Annotated in this window: 27 protein-coding genes; all 27 read right to left on the reverse strand. The window is 33.4% G+C overall.

Going from position 1 to position 19,941, the window contains the following annotated elements; genetic code table 11:
- Positions 1 to 27 precede the first annotated feature (27 nt).
- Positions 28 to 549 (reverse strand): hypothetical protein, encoded by a 522-nt coding sequence (locus tag FAF07_RS01055; RefSeq protein WP_142783350.1) that lies wholly within the window; start codon positions 547 to 549, stop codon positions 28 to 30.
- 3 nt (positions 550 to 552) lie between these two features.
- Positions 553 to 939, reverse strand: a complete 387-nt coding sequence (locus FAF07_RS01060; RefSeq protein WP_142783351.1) for a hypothetical protein — start codon at positions 937 to 939, stop codon at positions 553 to 555.
- A complete protein-coding gene (locus tag FAF07_RS01065) occupies positions 939 to 1,361 on the reverse strand; it encodes a hypothetical protein (RefSeq protein ID WP_142783352.1) in 423 nt (140 codons plus the stop codon). The genes FAF07_RS01060 and FAF07_RS01065 overlap by 1 nt, the downstream gene beginning before the upstream one ends.
- Positions 1,349 to 1,630 carry a hypothetical protein gene (locus FAF07_RS01070; protein ID WP_142783353.1) on the reverse strand — a complete coding sequence of 94 codons (282 nt, stop codon included), beginning with the start codon at positions 1,628 to 1,630 and terminating at the stop codon, positions 1,349 to 1,351. The genes FAF07_RS01065 and FAF07_RS01070 overlap by 13 nt, the downstream gene beginning before the upstream one ends.
- Entirely contained in the window at positions 1,620 to 1,952 is a 333-nt protein-coding gene (locus FAF07_RS01075) for a DUF6706 family protein (RefSeq protein ID WP_142783354.1), read from the reverse strand. Before FAF07_RS01075 ends, FAF07_RS01070 begins: the two co-directional genes overlap by 11 nt.
- The gene (locus tag FAF07_RS01080) at positions 1,952 to 3,250 is read right to left on the reverse strand and encodes a major capsid protein (protein WP_142783355.1); all 1,299 of its coding nucleotides are present in this window, start codon (positions 3,248 to 3,250) and stop codon (positions 1,952 to 1,954) included. The genes FAF07_RS01075 and FAF07_RS01080 overlap by 1 nt, the downstream gene beginning before the upstream one ends.
- 4 nt (positions 3,251 to 3,254) lie before the next feature.
- Entirely contained in the window at positions 3,255 to 3,626 is a 372-nt protein-coding gene (locus FAF07_RS01085; protein ID WP_142783356.1) for a hypothetical protein, read from the reverse strand.
- 18 nt (positions 3,627 to 3,644) lie between these two features.
- Positions 3,645 to 4,331 carry a hypothetical protein gene (locus FAF07_RS01090; RefSeq protein WP_142783357.1) on the reverse strand — a complete coding sequence of 229 codons (687 nt, stop codon included), beginning with the start codon at positions 4,329 to 4,331 and terminating at the stop codon, positions 3,645 to 3,647.
- Between the two features lie 71 nt (positions 4,332 to 4,402).
- On the reverse strand, positions 4,403 to 4,732 hold the full coding sequence (locus FAF07_RS01095; RefSeq protein WP_142783358.1) for a hypothetical protein: 330 nt from the start codon (positions 4,730 to 4,732) through the stop codon (positions 4,403 to 4,405).
- Positions 4,733 to 4,738: 6 nt separating this feature from the next.
- The gene (locus FAF07_RS01100) at positions 4,739 to 6,892 is read right to left on the reverse strand and encodes a DUF559 domain-containing protein (protein ID WP_142783359.1); all 2,154 of its coding nucleotides are present in this window, start codon (positions 6,890 to 6,892) and stop codon (positions 4,739 to 4,741) included.
- A gap of 5 nt (positions 6,893 to 6,897) precedes the next feature.
- Positions 6,898 to 7,137, reverse strand: a complete 240-nt coding sequence (locus FAF07_RS01105; protein ID WP_142783360.1) for a hypothetical protein — start codon at positions 7,135 to 7,137, stop codon at positions 6,898 to 6,900.
- A gap of 1 nt (position 7,138) precedes the next feature.
- Positions 7,139 to 7,474, reverse strand: coding sequence for a hypothetical protein (locus tag FAF07_RS01110; RefSeq protein ID WP_142783361.1), 336 nt, complete (start codon positions 7,472 to 7,474; stop codon positions 7,139 to 7,141).
- Entirely contained in the window at positions 7,464 to 7,676 is a 213-nt protein-coding gene (locus tag FAF07_RS01115; RefSeq protein ID WP_142783362.1) for a hypothetical protein, read from the reverse strand. The genes FAF07_RS01110 and FAF07_RS01115 overlap by 11 nt, the downstream gene beginning before the upstream one ends.
- Positions 7,673 to 7,834, reverse strand: a complete 162-nt coding sequence (locus FAF07_RS18425; protein WP_185956489.1) for a hypothetical protein — start codon at positions 7,832 to 7,834, stop codon at positions 7,673 to 7,675. The genes FAF07_RS01115 and FAF07_RS18425 overlap by 4 nt, the downstream gene beginning before the upstream one ends.
- Before the next feature lie 204 nt (positions 7,835 to 8,038).
- Positions 8,039 to 8,224, reverse strand: coding sequence for a hypothetical protein (locus FAF07_RS01120; RefSeq protein ID WP_142783363.1), 186 nt, complete (start codon positions 8,222 to 8,224; stop codon positions 8,039 to 8,041).
- A gap of 47 nt (positions 8,225 to 8,271) precedes the next feature.
- A complete protein-coding gene (locus FAF07_RS01125; RefSeq protein ID WP_142783364.1) occupies positions 8,272 to 9,648 on the reverse strand; it encodes a phage portal protein in 1,377 nt (458 codons plus the stop codon).
- Positions 9,649 to 9,678: 30 nt separating this feature from the next.
- Entirely contained in the window at positions 9,679 to 11,199 is a 1,521-nt protein-coding gene (locus FAF07_RS01130; RefSeq protein WP_185956490.1) for a terminase large subunit domain-containing protein, read from the reverse strand.
- Positions 11,186 to 11,710 (reverse strand): terminase small subunit, encoded by a 525-nt coding sequence (locus FAF07_RS01135; protein WP_142783366.1) that lies wholly within the window; start codon positions 11,708 to 11,710, stop codon positions 11,186 to 11,188. The genes FAF07_RS01130 and FAF07_RS01135 overlap by 14 nt, the downstream gene beginning before the upstream one ends.
- Before the next feature lie 41 nt (positions 11,711 to 11,751).
- A complete protein-coding gene (locus FAF07_RS01140) occupies positions 11,752 to 11,937 on the reverse strand; it encodes a hypothetical protein (protein ID WP_142783367.1) in 186 nt (61 codons plus the stop codon).
- 54 nt (positions 11,938 to 11,991) lie between these two features.
- Entirely contained in the window at positions 11,992 to 12,219 is a 228-nt protein-coding gene (locus FAF07_RS01145) for a hypothetical protein (protein ID WP_142783368.1), read from the reverse strand.
- Between the two features lie 60 nt (positions 12,220 to 12,279).
- A complete protein-coding gene (locus FAF07_RS01150) occupies positions 12,280 to 12,705 on the reverse strand; it encodes a hypothetical protein (protein WP_142783369.1) in 426 nt (141 codons plus the stop codon).
- A 2-nt stretch (positions 12,706 to 12,707) separates the two neighbouring features.
- Positions 12,708 to 14,198, reverse strand: a complete 1,491-nt coding sequence (locus FAF07_RS01155) for a replicative DNA helicase (protein ID WP_142783370.1) — start codon at positions 14,196 to 14,198, stop codon at positions 12,708 to 12,710.
- Position 14,199: 1 nt separating this feature from the next.
- Positions 14,200 to 15,003: a DUF4373 domain-containing protein gene (locus FAF07_RS01160; protein WP_142783371.1), complete on the reverse strand. Its 804-nt coding sequence runs from the start codon at positions 15,001 to 15,003 to the stop codon at positions 14,200 to 14,202.
- Between the two features lie 3 nt (positions 15,004 to 15,006).
- A complete protein-coding gene (locus FAF07_RS01165; protein ID WP_142783372.1) occupies positions 15,007 to 15,444 on the reverse strand; it encodes a hypothetical protein in 438 nt (145 codons plus the stop codon).
- A complete protein-coding gene (locus FAF07_RS01170) occupies positions 15,444 to 17,987 on the reverse strand; it encodes a DNA methyltransferase (protein ID WP_142783373.1) in 2,544 nt (847 codons plus the stop codon). The genes FAF07_RS01165 and FAF07_RS01170 overlap by 1 nt, the downstream gene beginning before the upstream one ends.
- 12 nt (positions 17,988 to 17,999) lie before the next feature.
- Positions 18,000 to 18,806, reverse strand: coding sequence for a tyrosine-type recombinase/integrase (locus FAF07_RS01175; protein WP_142783374.1), 807 nt, complete (start codon positions 18,804 to 18,806; stop codon positions 18,000 to 18,002).
- Positions 18,807 to 18,856: 50 nt separating this feature from the next.
- Positions 18,857 to 19,936, reverse strand: coding sequence for a DNA cytosine methyltransferase (locus FAF07_RS01180; RefSeq protein WP_142783375.1), 1,080 nt, complete (start codon positions 19,934 to 19,936; stop codon positions 18,857 to 18,859).
- Positions 19,937 to 19,941 lie beyond the last annotated feature (5 nt).

The following is a 19,941-nucleotide window of genomic DNA, read 5'->3' on the forward strand; positions in this document are numbered from 1 at the left end:
AAAAACCCTTCAAACTAAACTAAAAAACTAAACTTGGAATTTTATTTCGAAAGGCGCGCCTTCAACACTTGCAGCCGATACTGGAGTATTAGCCGTAAGTTGGACGTCCAATGAAAGCAATCCGTTTTTTGTGATATTACCGTCGAATTTCGCTACTACTTTAGCATAAGCAAATGTAATTTCTGTTTTTTTGCCTTCGGTCACGTCTGTTGTAATAACTACCGATAAATATTTATTTGGTACTGTTTTAGGAGCACTCCATACTTTATTGATATCATCCCAAGCGCCACCCATAAGCATGACCGCGCTATCTCCCGTAACTTCGTAAAGTTTAAAGTTTGCGGTTGCTGGATTAGCACCTGTGTTTACTGTTAAATAAGAATCATCTTGCTCTGTTGAAATAGTTTCTTCAGTAGCTTCACTTCCTGTTAAGGTCAATGAATTTAATACTACTGCCGCGAATGTCGTTAAAGTTGCGCCTACTACCCCGTCTCCAGGTAAACCGATCTCGATTTTTTCGACACCTCTGATATTATCTGATTTTGCCATTTTTTACAATGTTTGAAATGTTAATTTTAAATTATAGAAATACATGCTATCTCTGTCTTTGTCTTTGAAAATGCCCTTATCATCATCAATTTGAAATGAAAGGCCATCATAAATGTTATCTTTTACAAGTGGCAATACCACTGCTAATATATCTTGAAACCTATTTAAATTAGCCCTTCCAGATATGACCTCCGGTACATAAATATTCAAATTGGCATAACCAACCTGTAGATATCTGTTCGGATTTGTCAACGTCTTTACTGATATGTTTTCTAACTGATCGCCATCCGGCACATCATTTATATAAACCTTTCCTGTAATTTCATCTGTTACAGATGCCACATTCAGTACTTTGTATAATTTAGATGCTATATCAATACTAGATTTCACTATATTAAACTTTTTATAATTGAACCTAATTCATCACTATCTGGTGATGACCCCGTAATTACATCGAAACCTTTAGCCTCTACATAAGCAGCATAACTCATGCCTGCCACTCCAATTAATACATATCCCTTTGGATATTTTAAAGCAATCTCGTTTGCAAAACTTTGCGCTTGCGACTGACCTTCTGTATTACCTTGAAAATTACGATCTTCTATCTTGCCATCTATTAGAATAATATATCCTATAGAGCTTCTTAGATTTCCAGTTCTATCTGTATAATTACCACTTATTCTCGCCTCATTTACAAATTGCTCTCCAATATATTGAAGCGTTTGCAGTGCTTTATTATCAACATCTTTTTGAAGTTGATTAAAAATGCTTTCAATTTGCTTGCCTTTAAATAGCGCTCTTATTCCAGCCATATCTCGCAGTGTGTTTGATAGGGAAATAATTGTACGATTTTAAACTGCTTGCCGTTAAATACAAAATTTTGACCATCATACTGAAACACGTTCGCCCCAAAATTTTTACAATAAAACTTAGCTGAATAATCCAAAGTCTTTTGTTGTGAATTTGGCTCAAATCTTCCCTGTAATATTGTTTCAACTTTTGTTGATGTTGATATGCCATCGGCATTATCGACTTCAGTTGCAACTACAATTTTACCTGTATGTGGATATCTAGTAATCATTGCTAGCGTCTGAAACACCTACATTAATGGGTTGCGGACTGTATTCTAAAGCTTTAGAATCTTCATATTTGTTGTATAATGCCAACGCTCTATTTTTTAAGAGCGACGTATTATATTCAACAGATAGTTGACCTTCTTTAAACTTAGGCAACAGCACTTTATCCATATATAGATCAGCGGTTACTAACTCAACATCTTTCAAAGAACTTTCTGTATAGGTAGCAGACCCATCAATAGATCTGCTACTTAACACAGTATTTATGTGGTTTACAGAAACATCTATAAACACAGGATTAGCTTGTATGGCTTCAAGAACCGTCATTATATGCTAGCTACCAACTCAGCTTCAAACAATACGATACCTTCTTTTGAGAGTGCATCTATTTTGTTTGATAACGTGCTGTCTTGCTGTGCAACAGTTGCCACAGGCACTTGTTTATCTACTTCACGCGCTGCGTTAATACCAGCTACAACAGATACTTTAGTATAATTCGTTCCGTTATAATTGAAATTAGCATCGCCTTCTGTTTGTGCGTCATCATCTGATTCGGCTTCGTTTGTGTCCATGATATAGATAGAGTCAACATTGTCCAAAACAGGAATTGCGAGCGCTTGTACACTTGTATTTTCCTTCAAAGGATTGTTGGTTCTAAATAAAGAGCCTAAAATGAAGTCATCAATAACGCTATATTCAACATTTTCAACAGGATGGTCAACTTCGGCTAATTCGCCATAAGTTAAAGTTCCCATATCTAAAGTAGAAGTCAAGGTTACGTTACCTCGTTTCCATGGCTCAACTGCTACTTTTTTACCACCTTTTTCAATTTGTACCATCTTATCAATTATGATAAGCGTTACTCCAAATTCATCGGTTAAATAGCTTTGGATATCCTCTTTTTTCAATCTAAAAATTAAAGCAGCATCTACTTTTTGAAACCCTGCAAAAGCATCTTTAAGTTGTGCATTCTTTTTAAAGAGATTAAAAGTGGTTTTATCCATCCATAGATATTTTAATGCATGTCCGTTGCCTCTAGCTTTATTGATAACATTTTCAATATCATCAACTGGCGTTGCATTGGCGTCATTCCAAAGTTTCCCAACTCCAAACTGATTTCCTGATGGAATACCAAAATCAATACGAATCCCTACACCTGTGTTATTAGTATCGTCAATAAGCGTTACACCTTCAGACATAGCTTGTAAGAACATGATATCTAATCGCTCATGAACGCCTTTTACACTATCAGCCAAATCTTCAAAAATCTTTTGAACCAATTGAAGCTCTTTACCACCTCTGGCTTTTAAGTTTTTTAAGGCTTGTAATGCGCTTTCAGTTAAAGCCTTAATCATTCCTAATTTTGGCACTTCACCTTCTGCAGAAGCGTAAGAACCTCTTTTCTTCAATGAAAGTTCAGAATCTAAAGAAACAACATCGGCAGCCACAACACTTGTGTTAGAGCTTAATGATTGCCATTTCATATCTGTAGAGAAATCCTTCTTTAAATACTTTTTGTATTCATACTGAATTTCATTTTCCGTATCGTTTACCTTTTCGGTAATACCTTTTGCTATACTTGGAAAGTATTTAGCAATATAGTTTTTGAATATTGATGCTACCATGGCCTTATTCGTTTATAAATCTGATTAAACTTAAATCCGTTTTAGCACCTGCGGGCACGGCATATTTTACCCACGCTTCATTTACTGTTCCGCGAACCAAGATTGCAGCTTGTGCATTTGTTGTAAGAATTGAAGCGATCAAAATACCTGCATAGGAATATCCAGCAGGTTTCGTTCCTGATGTTGGAAGCGGTTTAAAAATCTTACCAGTGGCATCATCTACGATTATAACATGTCCGGCAGATATCTCTGTATCACCAAATCCTGTTACATCCAAAGTTCTGCCCCCAGCTACCGTTTCCAAACATTTTGTAATTACCACCGAATCATTGGTGGTATCTACGCTGTTTTTACTCGTTAAATTAGCTGTTGCCATTTTTTCGTTTTTTAAAGATTAAATTAAATTAGCTACAATAGCATCAACATCTTCTTTGTTGGCTTCATCATTTTTAGATTGCCCCCCAACAGGTAAGCCTCTTCCAGAATTATCTCCCACAATAGCTGTGTGAATTTCTTGGTGTTCGGATTCTAAGGATTTTACTTGATCTTCGAATGATGTTTCGCTTTCTAAATCGATTCTGGACAACCACTTCTCTTTGAGTTTGTCTGGTAGAGCTTCGGATTTTGTAATAGCAGCTTTTGCTTGTTCTAATTTAGATTCAGTGGTTTTAGATTTTTCGATTCCGTCAACCTTTTCCATTAAAGCTTTTGCCCAAGCAGGCATTTTATTATCATTGTTTTGCGCGCCATCTTCGTCATCATCATTGTCATCTCCATCAATTTGCTTGAAGTATTTATCCTTAAATGTCTTAATGCCGGCAGTTACTTTTTTATCGTGCTCACTTTGCAATGATTTAGATAATTTAAGCACGCCGTCGAATCCATTTTTTTCGATAAAATCTGCAAATTCTTGAGATCCCAATACTTGAGAAAAGTCTAATTGTGAATCATTAGATTGAGTTGATTGCAATGAGATTATAATCCCCTCAATTTGATCTTCAGATGTAATATTAATGTTCTGTGCAAGTTCCTCGTTAAGCCCTGCCTTTTTGAGTGCCTTTTTGAGTTTCCCTTTTAACATAGTAGATAATTTAGATTATTATTAGATGTTAAAAGTATATTGCAAACCAAATACAATAAAGAGATTGCTGCTTATTTGTCGGTAGTTTCCTTTAATAAGTCGATTTGAATCGTTTTTGTGGATGTAAAAAGCATTTCTGAAGCCTCAATCATTAAACTTTTAATATTTTTTTTGTTTTGGTTTTTTAAAAAATACCAATCGACAAATAGTTTTCGTTTTTCAAGTAGGCGTTTGTTCCTTTTCATTTTTTCCAAGTTTTCGTTAATTCCGTTTAGTTTTAGGTAGTATTCAAATTGATGATGGCTTTCTACAATGTGATTGAATTGTACAAATAATTCTTCTGGCGTTATGTTTAATCCGTGATCTATAATGTACTGTTCTACTGATTGTAATAAGTCCAAATTCGCTTATTTAGTTTTTAATGTTGATTTTTTAAGAGCAAACCCATCCTTGGTATTCTTAAAATTATCCCTTATAAAATAAGGCTTACTGCTTAATCCTTTAATTTTATCGGCGTTCTCTTGTAGGTATTTATTTGCTCTATTTGGTATGGCGCTTATAAACTTGTTATCCGCAATAGACTTGCCTTTAAGTTGCTTAATAAAATCCTGCTTTGATGCTAGTTTGGTAGTGGTGAAGCATAGGCAATTAGCGTGCCATCCAACAAATTTAAATTCTTTTGGATAGTCGCCAACTAATTCGTCGCAATTATGAACCACTACTCCGTTAACTATATATGAATTATCTTCTTCAACTTGAAAATTCCATTTAGTTATAGGTGTAGTTTGCTTTTGTTTATAGTGTCTAACCTTTGAAATTGGATATTCTAAAAACTCATATTTTTCTTCATGATTATAAACAACTCTTTGAATTTCATCAGAAACACTTTTTAAATCATTTCTTATTTGACTTCCTTTAAATCTTAGAACCATATAACCCATAGATTCTAATTCACGTTGTCTTTCTAAGTCCTTTTTTACTGTCTTTGAGTGCCAAAAATCACCATCACATTCAATTATAATTTTGTAGTCGCTTAATACAAAATCAGGTTTAAAGTATCTTCTCTGTCCGTTTGGTTTTTTTGCTTTGTTTCTAAAAACTATTTTTTGTGTTTCGTTGCTTATTTTTAACTCACTTAATAACCATTGCATTTTTTTTTCTATAAAAGAACGGTTGTGCGAATTACCAAGTGCTTGAGCTGATTTTCTAATGTTTTCTGGTTGAATAAATGGATGTGTACCATTTTTCATTTTTCTATCAGATATCGCTTTTAATGACTTTGTCCTTTTGGCTATAGCGGATTTAGACGTTATGTTTTTTACATTTTCTCCTGAATTAACCCAATCCTCAAGATATGGTATTCTACCACCATTATCTTTAATGACTTTCATTCTTTTTTCTGAAACCGACTTTACGTGCTCAGGGTTTTTCCATTGATTTGTAGCTGTGTTTCTTGAAGAACATGATTTTGAACAATATTCTCTATACATTGGAATTTTAGTATCACATGATTTACATCTAGTTGCTAAAATTTTAATAACATTACCAGTTTTAGCCGAATCAATTCTTTTCCATTCTCCATTGATTAAAAAAGGATGATTTGAGGTTGCAGAAATGTTCTTTGTTTTACTTCTATTATCATAAGGCACTTCGTATTGGATTTCAGTTTTATCAACATCATAACAAGTACTTTTAAATAATTTCGATACTTTTCTAAATCTACCTTTATGGGTTAAAACTAAATCTCCGGCTTCTATGTCTTTTATGTACTTCTGTCCTTTGGACGTAGTTATTTTATATTGCCATGCTGTAAAACAAATATCATATTTAGGATGAGCCGGACTTAAATTAACGGTAACTCCTAAAACAAATGGCAGTTTCTTTCTACGTTCAAAATCGGCAGTTCTGTAAGCTATATTAACTTCGTTTCTGGCCAATCGCAAAGCATTTTTATACGATGAACGATATACACCTCGACCAGGTTTGAAATTTTTGGCAGGATCACTTAGCTTTAATCTGCCGGTAGTCTTATCTCGAAGTCTTCTAAAACGTCTTGTTGGATGTTTAAGGTAGCGTTGCAAGTCTTTTGCTAAAGATGTGGCGCTTCTGCCCTCAGTTAATCCCGATGCAATGAAATATTCTAATTGACCTTTGGTTTGTTTGGAAAGATTCCAAACCCGATCAGATAAATTCAACCCGTTTTGAGAACGTTTTAAAAAAGCTTGAAGAGCTTCGGTGTTTCTTTGAAAGAATATACCGTCATTAGGTAGTGTAATCCCTTTTATATAGTCATTAACCATAACATCGTTATGGGTGTTAGATAATTCCCAGGCTTTAGACGATTGGCCATAAATATGGTTCAGAATTATAGGGCGGTGCTTGCTTAAAACGTTATCTACCGCTTTTTTAACGGTTTTGTTTTTAAACCATAATTTGGAACTATTGTTGACTTTATACTTCTTTAACACAGCTGCCAAGTCTCTGGCCATAGATGCATATATCTTACTTAATGATGCATCTTGGTTTGATAATAGGCTTAGGAGCTGTTTATGATTTGGCATTTAATTTAATCTTTAGATTTAACCTTATGCTTTTCAACAAACTGATCAAAAGACAAATTACCATCCACGAACAAAGTTGTGTCTGTTTTTTTTGAAATATTATGCTTTACCAAAACATTGTGATAGTGGTTTGAATATCCATAGGCCACAGTTAAAGTGGTTTTGGTTTCATTAATAATTTCCTGTTTATCAAAATCTTTTGTTTTTGAAAACGCTTCAATTTTCTCTTCTTTTTTTGTTGCCATTTTAATATAGATTTCTGGTTAAACTTATGGGGTTAATCCCAAATTCACCATCGATAGATGGTTTATAAGCTTCACTTTCACAAAGCATTCTTGCTTTTATTTTTTTACGATGACCGCCTGCTATAACAATAATATCTGCATCAAACATTGTAGTAGAGATTGGTTCAATAGATTTTATTTCAAAAGACTTAATTCTTACTGTAATTAGCTTCTTTAAATCTGACTTACTGTGTTTTGTTTTCCACGTTTTATTTGTAAGCGCGTACATCTTTTTAAAATCAAGATCTTTCCAAGCTTGTAGAAATGAATTTATTTTAGTTTGGGCTTCATTTTTCATTAATACCTAATTTTATTAATGTATTTTGAATTGATGTTAACTCATAATCATATACCTCTATCTCGTATCCATTATTAGAGACAGCTATTTTTACACCTTCTTTTCTAATTATAATACCAACAACTATGTGTATTTTTTGTTCTTCGTCAGTTATTAAATAAACCGTTTGCCCTATTTGAAAAGGCACTTTAATTTCATTCATATCCATTTGGGTGCTTTTCTTTTGTTGTTTTTAATTGAAAATAAATTGTTTTGCCCCCAAATATTATAGACCTGGGATAGTGAGCATCCGCAAGCTTTAGCTGTTGATTTAGCAATTAAATTGCCATGACATGCTAATATTTTATCTTTTAATTTCATTAACACTTTTTAAATCCTTTAATAGAATGCCTTTTAGTTGAAGCATAGTGTGGGTTTCTAATCTTATTCGTTTTACTGTGTACTATTCTCAAGCCCCTAACCTCATTAATCTTTTTTACGGTATGCTTTGGATTACCACCAAACAAAACCCATTTGAGTTTTATAAAAAAGATTCTTATGTTTTTAAAGAGCTTCATTATGGATTTAAACCTTATCAGATTCTAATTGATTTAGATAGATCTCCTTTTTTCCGATTTTTTGCTGAATGATATTTTTCTTTTTAGCTAATTCCGCTTTTTCATTTTCTAATTCGTCTAGCCTCCTATTGTAATGGTCAATATCATTTTGAACTAAGGCTTGTTTTTTTTCAATCATCTCATTTGGTGTCATATATAATTTTGATTATTTATTGTATATAATTTTCGATAAACATTGTATTAATTAACAGTATCTCCCAACTCCAATTGCCCTTCAGATTTAATATTCTCAAGTTCTTCATCATTATTGTTGACTAAGGGGTTAAAGCTAACGGCTGTTTTTTGGCTCATAACAGGCTTGTTACCCGTGGCATCAGATAATATTTCAATAATTTCCTTAAGGTTTTCAGGGAGCACACTCGTAAATTCTACATCAATCTTTAATGCATCCAGTTTGGCCTTAAGGCTAGTATTAGATATATTGGATATCCCGGCCTTCATGACATTGATTATCCGACTAATTAAAATTTGATAATCGCCCTTACCTTCCTTAGCTTTTAACATGGGACCTAAGAACATAAGTTTTAAGGCAATTCCAGATATATTACCTATGCCTTTTACGTTATCGAAAGATAGATCCGGCGTATCTGTGAGCCCATATATTAATGCCTTTTCTGTTTCAAATTCAAGCTTTAAAGCCTCTGGTGCACGATCCCAACCAATTACTTCTAGATCGGCTTCAATAACATTCCCTTTATCGGTTTCAACGATATCCAATTTAACCATTTTGCCTGTTTCATCTTTTTTAGGAATCGATTTAACAGCACCTTTCACTTTGTACATGGGCGAGGCGAAATAATCATTGGTGTCCCCAAACTTAGAGAAAGACATCTCGAATCTATCAATTAAGTCTTGAACCTCCCACCACTCAGGATGGTCCTGTGATAAATATACCGCGGGGATCTTTTTAAATAAATTTGTCTCTTTGTTTTCTTCTACCCAATCTTTAGATGTTCTCTTAAATGTATATTTAACGTCATTCGTCCACACATATAAATAGCCAACATCCTTATCGCTTTCTTTGGTAGTGTATTCCCATCCAAAGGCAATCATATCTCCAAAGGCATCAAACACAGGCAATAGCTTTCCGTTTTTAGAGGTTTTAAGACTGGATTTTATCTTAACTTCCTTCTCACCTTCCTTTTTAACATCAAAAAATATGATGGCTGCCTCGGTTTCAGATTTAACTGCTCTGCATAGTTTTAGCAACATAGGATCCATTCGCAAATCATCCCATAAATCGATTATTGCTAAAAAGGCGTCTTTGTTTTGATCATCGCTTTGGTCCTGATTTTTTCGTTCAACCAATTTCACAGGGTTTCCAAATAGAAAAGTCGATGCTGTTTTTACAATCTGGCGCTGAAAAGGAATAGGGATTTTAGTGACTTTGATCGTTTCGTTTTTTGAGATTTTATCTTTACGTTTTCCTACCTGTGTGTCCCTTATATCACGCTCATTATTGAACTCTTTGGTATAGTTCTCGACATCGGGCTTTTTAGACATCATAGGAATAGCCTCATTAATTTTACCCGTTTTTAATAATTCTAAAAAATCCATATTTTTCTAATTGTGGCGAATTCGCCGTATTTAAAACAACCCGAGGTCGTTTGCGCTTATTTCTGTTTCGTGAACGTAAATTTTAGGCATAATATCAAAGTATTCATTCATCATAAAACCGTCTAGTAAATCAGGACTACCCCCTGTTAAATACTTTTGTTTCATTTCGTCTTTACCAATCAATCTAACAGGCTCTTCATCTCGTTGGACTTTGGTTTTAATAGCTTTTCTTTCAAACATCAATCGCTGCCGAACTGTCATTTTATCATCATACATGGTATTGGCAACGTTTTCAGAAATAAAGCTTTCGCTTCGTGAAACGCGTTCACCCGAATAGATGAAGCATTGTGTTTTTAGATTGTAGAATTTTCTTTTATCGTTTGTTTCAATAGCTTTAGATCCATTATGAAAAGCTATAGCACCTTCAATAAAACCATTGTTCTCACCTCCAATAAATGCACCCACGCCATCTGCATCGTAAATAACTTTAGAGTTTCCAACTTGGTGTTTACTTTGAAAAAGGGTAATTGCATCAATAACATCTTTCCCAGATGATTTATCAATAATCAGAATATCTTCTAATCGATAGCCTTCAAAATAGCTTATGATAAGCTTATCCTTACCGCCCATTGCGACATCAACAGTAATTCTTTTATCTGAGGGTTTTACGAAATTATTTTTAAATACATCCCTGAAATGATTATAATCATAAACGTCTGAAGGATTTAATGACACTTTCCAGTTACCGTCGAGAAGTTGCAGCTTTGAGTCTGAACTCTGAGCTGCTAAGTTTGCTAAATACTCAGGATTTACACTTAAAAGCGCTTTGTTTTCATAAACAGAGCCACCAATAAACGTAAGTGATTTGATAAAGTTTTCTGGAGGTAAACCTGCTTTTTCTGATAAAGGAAAAATAAAATATGAGGCTTTTTTAATGCATTCATCTACAGTGCTCGCCCAAATCATGGTATCACCATCTTTGGCAAAATATCTTATAACACCTTGTCGTTCTGGAATTGGAAAACCATCATCACCTATCCACCATTTAATAATTTCGTATAACCAACTATCAGGATCAGGATTGCAGGTTGCTCTAACTCTTGGTTTTACACCACAGGTTGAACGGTTACGTGATAAAAGATAAAAGAAAGTGTCTTTTGAAAAGTGTGTAAGCTCATCAAGCCCAATAAATGGTATCTGAGAACCTTGCCATGAAGTTACATTCTTTTCATGTTCTAAATGGCTGAATTTTAGTTTTGATCCGGTAGGAAACGTCCAATTTAATTGCGTTTCATTAGCTTTACCAGCAACATACGGATATAACTTTTTGCTTTCATCCCACAAACCACCAGCTGCTGTAATTTGTGGCGTTGTTCTTCTGAATATAACAGCATTAAAATCAGGTATCTTAATATCCCTTAACGGGTCTAAAAGCAACGAAAATGTTTTACCAGCTCCAGCAGCACCACCACCAATAACAATATCAGCACTAGAAGAAAGTGCCATCATCTGATATCCTGGTTGTGGCGAAATTACCTTAGCCTCTGCCATTGTCAGGAATATTAAAAATAACAACGTTATTTGATTCCTTTTGATTATTGTCTTTTTCATAACCACCTAAGTGTTTCATAAGTTCAATTATGTTTGCCCTACGGCTTGATAATTTCAGTTTCTTGGTATAGCCTACTGTAACAGGGCCATCTTTAATTTCATCAATATCCAAACCTTCAATAACCAATCTAGTGTCTTTAGGGATATCTTTTAAAAGCTTCATCGTTCCATCATCGTTAAAAATATCAGCAACATCAAATTTTGACATTAACGAAAGCATTTGGACACAATCATCAACATTCATTTTATTTCTTTCCCTAATGTCTTTTTGAAGTTTTTTGATATATTCTTTTACCTTAACAGACCTTAACAGCCGACTAGCTTGGTTTTCTGCTGTTTTAATGGAATATCCAGAACGAATAGCTGCTTGTTTTCCGTTTAAATCTTTGACATATTCTTGACAGAAACGTTTCTTTTTTGGGGTAAGCTTTATTTCTTTAGATGTTGCCATATGTCTTAAAAAAAGATAGTCTTTCCTATCAGTCAGAATCACTATTCAATTCGGTCAGATAATTCTTTTTGATAATCATCTGCTTGATACACAAATACACTTACCAGTACTAGATATTGATTTACTACACTTATCAATTCAACAGGATGGACTTCTCCAACAACTGCATTGATTTCCGAATTTTGGCTCAGGTCAGTAGTAGTTAAACTGAATCCCGTTGCACTCACAATCAGTGAGAATACAATTAGAAGCCGCGAAATCGCTTTCATTAATTTTTAATATTATGCTTCGGTAAAATCAACATAGTATTCTTTACCAATTTCAAAGGCGTTTGATCCCTCAGTTTCATTTGAAATTTGCAGATTAATTAAACCTGCAGGTGTATATTTAGAAAATGATTTATTCTCATCACTTCCATCAATTACTGGTGAAAATGAAACATGTTTACTTTCGTTTTGTGAATCTTCTACTAATTCAACACATTCAAATTTTGCTCTTACTTTTGACATAATTCTAAATGTTTTTTCGCGTTATATGACATACATTGACATCAAAAATAACACATTATGTTATAAAATCAATAATTTTTTTAAATCTTTTTCAATATTTTGATAATTATTTGCTGTGTAACGCAATACTTTCCAACCCATAATTTGAGCTAAATTATATTTTTCACAGTCTGTTGTAAAACCTTTTATCGTGGTGTGCCGGCTCTTTTTAGAGAATATACCTTCGTATTCAATAGCAATTTTCAAATCTGGTAATGCCCAATCAAAACGAAATTTTCTAACATCATCAAACTGTAGCTCTTCAACATAGTTTTCAATCATACCTTCACGTTTGAGCACCCAAAGCAATGTCTTAATCGATTTTTTTCCTGCCGAAATCTTGCCATTTATGATATTTTTTTTTACTAAAACGTTAGATTTATTTTTATTTTCTTTGAAATTGTGCTTCAAATTGAGCCTATCTAAGTCTTTTTTGGTCCAGGACATAGCTAAAACGGTAAATCATCCTTCTCATCTTCGATAGGAACGTTTTTAGTTCCAAAAGCATCCTCAGGTTTTTGAACCGGCGGCGGTAGCGGTTCCCAAACATCATCAGGGTTAGGTAAATCCTCAAATCGCATGTATTTTAATTTACAACCAACACGAGTATAACCTGTTAAGCCTTCTCTGATTTTAGCTACGTCAATTTCACATTGATCTTTAGTAGACCCTCTTTCATCATCATCCCATTCATCGATTTTATAATATTCCGGGCGGTAAATAAAAGCAACAACATCTGCATCTTGTTCAATAGCTCCTGACTCTCTTAAATCGGACAAAATTGGGCGTTTACTACCTCCTCTAGTTTCTACAGCTCTTGAGAGTTGAGACAAAGCAATTATGGGTATTTCGAATTCCTTTGCTATGCCTTTTAAAGTTCTTGAAATGTATGATATCTCCTGTTCTCGATTTCCGAAACTCTTTTTACCAGACACTTCCATTAGTTGTAAATAATCTATATAAACAATTTTAACACCGTTCTGTCTTACCCACTTGCCAATGATTGTTTTTGCACTCATAATATTCAAATTACCTTCGTCGTGCATTTGAATAGGTAAGTTGGATATTTTAAAACCTTCTTTTTTTAAAACTTCTCTTTCTGACGGAGTTTGTTTTTTTGGATCTTTAATTCTTTCAGCATCAATTGAAAATTCCTCTGCAGCTAATCTTCCAATAATTTGAATGTTCATCATTTCCAATGACAGGATACCAACTGGAATTTTTAATTTTGCTTGATGCTTAGCCTCATTTAAAATAAGTGCTGTTTTGCCCATTCCTGGACGAGCTGCTATAATAATTAAATCGCCAGGGTAATAGCTTAGTTTTCTACTAAGTAATTTGCTTGGAATTCCTGCTGTTGGATTTTGGTTATTTTCTAAAAATTTATCATAACCGGACTTTAAGTCTGTTGGTTTCTTTCGTAGCAACCATTTTGATGTGTCATCCAAAGATCTTTGCGACTCTTCAAGTAAATCGAAAACGTCTTTTGTTTCATCATAAGACTCTTCAATCATTTGACTGGCAACCCAAATAGCGTGGCGTTTAACGTAGGTTTGCATTATAATTCTACAATGATAATCTATGTGAGCTGATGAAGTAACGTTTTGTGATAATTCAATTAGATAGAAATCGCCGCCTATCAATTCTAATTTTTTTTTGCTTTTAAGTTTTGTAGAAACCGTTAATAAATCAATTGGCTCGCTATCTGTGAACAAATCCAGCATGGCCAAGTAAATATGCCGATGCGCTTCTTTGTAAAACACAGTATCGTTGTCGCTTATAATTTCTACAATCTCCGACATAACATATTTAAATTGAAGTGCACACCCAAGTATTGATTTTTCGTAATCGATAGCCTGAGGAGGAATTTTACCTTTTTCAAGGGTTATAACAGAACTTCTATCTAATTTTAAGTTTGATATTTGTTTTGGTTGATTCATTTTAAAATCGGTTTCTTTTTTGAGGTTTATGGGTTTGATCTGTTTTCTGAAATTTTTGTTTGTCTTTTATTTCGTTTTTTATCCAAGTGTTAAGGAGCATTTTAAATTGTGGCATTAGCTGTTTTGGTTCAAATTCAATTTCATCTTTAGATAACATAAAATCCATTTTATTATTAAAATATTTTATGAGTTCTTCTTTATCTGAAATCATTCTATGATTTTGCATCCATAATTCATCCAAACGTTGTTGGTTAAATTTTTTTAAAATATGAAATGGGGTTAAATTTTTTATACTCTCCTTTTCTTTTATTTCCTCTTCTTTACTATACTCTTCTTTACTTTGTGGGTTTCCGTCACCTTTAAGGTTACTTTTTATAGGTTTAGGGTTACTTTTTGCTAGTTTCCGTATCCCTAAACTACTTAAAAGTATGAGTAATGAATTTTTATCTATACATTCATTTTTACGTTTCTTGTAAGCGTCTTTTATACTTTCTGTGAATTTTTCATTAAATAAAATGTTATTTTCCTCCCATAATTGTTTATCAAATTCCTTCAATCTTACTAGATCGTTTATAATATTTTTAAGCAATTCCTCACTTATTAAACATCGGTCTGACAGAAACATAATTTGTACTTCATCGGATAAGTCTAAATAATGAAAATCCGTATTACCTAGCTCTTCTAGTATTTTAAACCACGTTGCATATCCATCGTTTTTATATTTTTTTTCTAGGTAACTCATTTTCTTACCATGATTTACGGGATGTGGAAAATATTCTACTTTATTTAATTGATGTCTGGCCATAGTCTAATATTTTTTATTTGTGAAGTGGATAACACACGCATCGTGAGCATCTTCTGTAAACCAGCTCCAAAAATCGGTAGTAGATAAACCATCATTTTCCTCTATTTTAAAACGGTTTAACTGTTCAGTTATATGATCGTCAATAAATACAAATTCAGAATCAGCTAGGACTTGACATTTTTGAATACCCACTTCCCCCTTTCCAAGAATTTTAATAGATTTTTGAGGAGATATAAAAGGTCTGTCGGTCCAAGTTCTAACATGAAGCTCTGCAACGCCTGCATTTACTTCATCAATCTTTTTCTTCCAATGCTTATAGCTTTTTCTAAGCGTGTGTATTTTTGTGCCATCTAATACCTTATCTGGAAATCCTGTAAATTCCCCAGCTCTAGGATGTGCCTTTAAAAATCTAGTCGATACTATTATTACATGTTTTTTCATTATGAAATTATTTTAATTCTTTCGCCAATAGCTTTACTTAATTCTACCATATCAAACAAAGTTGGTACCGATAATTTATATTCTATGGATTTTAAATAATAAAGGCCGTCATCGTAATAATCTGGATTCAATTCCATGCTCCAAGATTTACGTTTCATAATTGCAGATACGTATGCTGTTGAAAACAATCCCCCAAAAGGATCTCCCACAATTTCACCTTCATTTGTGTATTGAAAAATCAAACGTTCAATAAGATCTAACTGAAGTGGACAAATATGCTTTTCTTTTTTACGATTAGCTTGATTGGCATTTAGGGTTTTAAGCCTATTTACATCATTCATCACATCAGGGCCATTTGGACGGTTCATAAGAGTCATCATTTTTTTTGATAGCTTTCCAGCTTGATCTAAAGTCTCAGATGCTTCAATATGAAGTTGATAATCATATGGTACCACTCTACAATATTCCTTCCACCATGCATAAATGGTTTTCGGGTTCATGGTTTCTGCCTGTTCTAAGGTTAAAAAGCGATTACCGTTACTTTGCCAAATAGCATGCGCATCTAATTGCCATCGTGCTAAAGAATAAGTTTCTTTACATTTTGCTACAGGCAAATCTGCATAAGCATTATTATCATCGCTAGGTGTTTTTCTGAAGAGCAAAATGTATTCTGGCAATCCACATCCCATTTTAGTACTATCTTTTACAAGTTCACCCCACGTTAATCTGTAGGTTTGATTATTTTCTTGTACCACATCCGTAGGTACGGTAATTTTACCTATTAAATGAAATCCGTGCTTTGTAAAGCTTCTTACAGTTTCACCGCTAAAATCATCAATACTCGTATAACTGATACCTTTTTGATATCCGTAACGAATCCTATCCTTAACATGAACGGCACATATTCGCCCAGGTATTAAAGATTTTAAAAGTTTAGGAACTAAATAATCCATCTGCTTAAAGAACTTTTCATTTGTTGCATTGTGACCAAAGTCGTTATAATTGTTACTATACTCGTAATGATTGCCAAACGGTATAGATGTAACTATTAAACCAGTACTATTTTCCTCAATGTAATCCATTGCTTTAACGCAATCTTGATTCCACACTTTAGCGTCACCAACTATAGCAGATCTCTCATTATTAAAAATTTTTCTTTTCATATCACTTGAAATTTTATTTGTATTAAGGCCATATTCTCTAACCAGATTGATCATTTCGGTTTGAAGCTCGATGTGCCGCTTCCATTTCGCTTTGAGTTCTTTTAGTACCTCACGTTCATTTTGTGTGTGAATGATGTAAATATGAACTTCTTTGTCTTGTTTAAATCGATATATCCGATGAACTGCTTGAATGAAATCATTGAACTTATAATCGATTCCAACAAATATGGCACGACTGCAATGATGTTGAAAATTACATCCTGAACCTGCTATCTTTGGTTTGGTTGATAAGATTTGAAATTTGCCTTCAGAATAATCAATTAGTAATTTTTCTTTATGTTCATTGGTTTGAGAACCATAAACAGATTTTAAAACCACATCTTTATTACATCGCTTTTCTATGGCCACACGTTCAGCTTCGCGATGATGCCAAAGTATTACATTTGAATAAGGGAATTCATTTTCAATAATTTCAAAAGCCTTGTTAACACGTAAATCTATGGTTTCAGATTTCTCTCGAGATGTATCAATAAGACTTTTAGTAACGTCTTTAAACATCACTAATTTACCACCTTTGTTGATAATGGGCTTATTGCTTAAATTTTCAACCTCTATTTCGTGGATGTGCATTTTAGGTAAATCATACCCATCATCGCTATAACCTAAATCACTTGGCTTATTTATAAAAACAGCCCAACTGCTCACCCATTTCCAAAAGTCCTCGCGCTGTGTATCATTTAGTTTTAAGTTACCTGCTTTTTTAGGATCACGTTTAAAGAATTGAGTAAGTGCATGACCTCGATCAATAACACCTAAAAATTGCGCATAGTTTAATATCTCTATGTAATTATTAGGTGTAGGCGTGGCTGTGAAAACAAATCGATAAGGTACTTTAGAAAAATGCTTGAGCACATAATTTGTGGTTTCGGTTTTTAAGTTTCTTAGAACAGATGCTTCATCAAAAGAAATCCCACCAAATTTTGAGGCATCGATATCTCCTTTACGGATCCGTTCGTAGTTTGTTAGATAAATGATTGGTTTAATGTCTTCAATGCTATCAGTATCGGTTATGTATATAATTTCAATTCCGTTATTAAGCATTTCATTATCGCGCTTAAATTCACCAATAACACCCAACGGTAAACCGATTAAAAAAGGCTTTTTAGTTTTCTTAATTATCTGTTCGGCAATAGCTAATTGCATGACGGTTTTACCTAAACCAAAGGATGCAAATACAGCTCTACGACCTCCTTCTAAACTCCATTTAGTGATGTCTTTTTGATGGTCCATAAGTATTTTAGGCAGTGCATTGCTTTTTACCTTAAAACCGTAAGATTCTGCGATAATTATTTTATCTTTTATAAAATTATTGTAACTCATTTATTAGAAGTATTAAATAGCTTGTCTTATGGTTTTTAATGAATTATTTGAAACGTGGTAATATATTTCCGTGGTCTTTGTGTTTTGGTGCCCCATTGATTTTGAAAGTGGAGCGAGTTCAGTTCCGTTGTCAAGGGCGTATGTAGCGAAACTATGCCTAAGAAAATGGAAAGATGCTTTTTGGTGTATGTGCTTTTTAACGATTCGCTGAATACTTGATTGAGAGTATTTATTTTTAAACTGTCCATTAAACACATAATCTTTAGGTTTATATTGCTTCCAATATTCTGTTAACAGATCAATCATGTTGTCGTTTAGAATGGTTGTACGGTCTTTTCGTCCTTTTCCGTTGATTACAGTCAAGGTGTTTCTTTTCCGGTCAAGGTGCTCCCATTTTAGATTTATGACCTCGGATATGCGCAACCCACAGCTTAGACCAAGAGATAAAATAGCCTTATGTTTTAAATTATTTATTTTGTTTATTTTTTCTGCTAATAATTCAGCATCAATAATCTTTGGCAACTTCTTTTCTTTCCTGGGTCTGACAATGTTTAAAGTATTTAACTTTCTGCCAACAACATTTATATAAAGAAATTTAACTGAACTAATAATTTGGTTTTGTTGCGATATCGAGGTGTAAGGATATGATTCTAAATAATTTTCAGCTTCTTTAACCGAAATATGATATACATCCTTATTGAAACTAATTAAGAACTTTTCAGAGTAACTAAGATAAGTTTTTATAGTCTGTTCAGAATAGTTTCTAAACCTCAATTTTTTTTCTAACTTTTCGAGAGTTGACTTGCTTTTTTTGTTCATAATCAGTTATTTAAGTTATATGGTTGATATATAATAGTTACCTGCAAGTGCTAAGTTCCTGTTTCAATCAAAGGTTCGTGCATTTTATCCGTAACAATATTTTTTTTCTTCCCTTCTTTTTTCTCACTCATACCTTTTAAAATATGCGTAATAACATCTACAGTCCAACCATTACCAATCATTTTATAACGTTGGCTATTGCTTACGTGGTTTGTGTAATTATCTGGTACTGTTTGTAATCTTTCACATTCAATCGGTGTTAGTTTTCTAAACCAATCATTTGTTACTTTACATAAGTTTTGAGAAGAAGCAGTTAAACAATTACTTTTTTCTAACATTAAACGTCCTCGTCTTGTTTTGCTTTTTATAAAAGTCAAGTCAATACATTGTCCTGGACCTACTTCAACAAATCCTTTTTTAGTTGCTTCTGGTATTACCCAAACAATTTGCCTTCTACTTTTAGAAATATATTGAGAAGCATTAGTGCCTTTAAAATAATTTGCATCAATACAATAAGCCTTATCTCTATCAACTTCCCCAGATTCTAAAATTGTTTCTAATAAAATACCTTTGTCTTTTGGCACTTCAACACCTGGTATATTAGTCCAATAAAGCCTATCTCTTGTTTGCCCAGAAACTAATTTAGAGTTTATTCTAATTGGCTCAACACCTAAAGCATCTGTAATTACATCTTGCCACTCTTGTTTCATCTTTACGTTTTCTAACAAGAATAATAAATTAGGGTTTTCGCTTTTCAAGTCTTTTAGAAGTCTTACATATTCCCAAAACAATCTACTTTTACCATCAAACCCAGATTGATCACCACCTCTACTAAAACTTTGGCAAGGACTACCGCCTGCAAATAATTGTATCTTATTAGAGCCAAATGTTTGTTTTGTAATAAACTCAATATTACCTAATTGTATAGTGTTTGGATAATTTGCTTGCGTTACTTTCATTGCGTATTTATCAATTTCAGAAGCAAAATACTTATTTATTGGTATTCCTAATTTATCAAGTGCAATCTGCAAACAACTCATTCCATCAAAACAAGACAGTACGTTTAGTTTTGCTTCCTGCGTCAGCAATTTGCCATCGCTCAAAAAAATATTATTACTAATTTTAGTCATTATTC

This window comes from Changchengzhania lutea, from assembly GCF_006974145.1.
In the GTDB taxonomy this organism is placed as follows: domain Bacteria; phylum Bacteroidota; class Bacteroidia; order Flavobacteriales; family Flavobacteriaceae; genus Changchengzhania; species Changchengzhania lutea.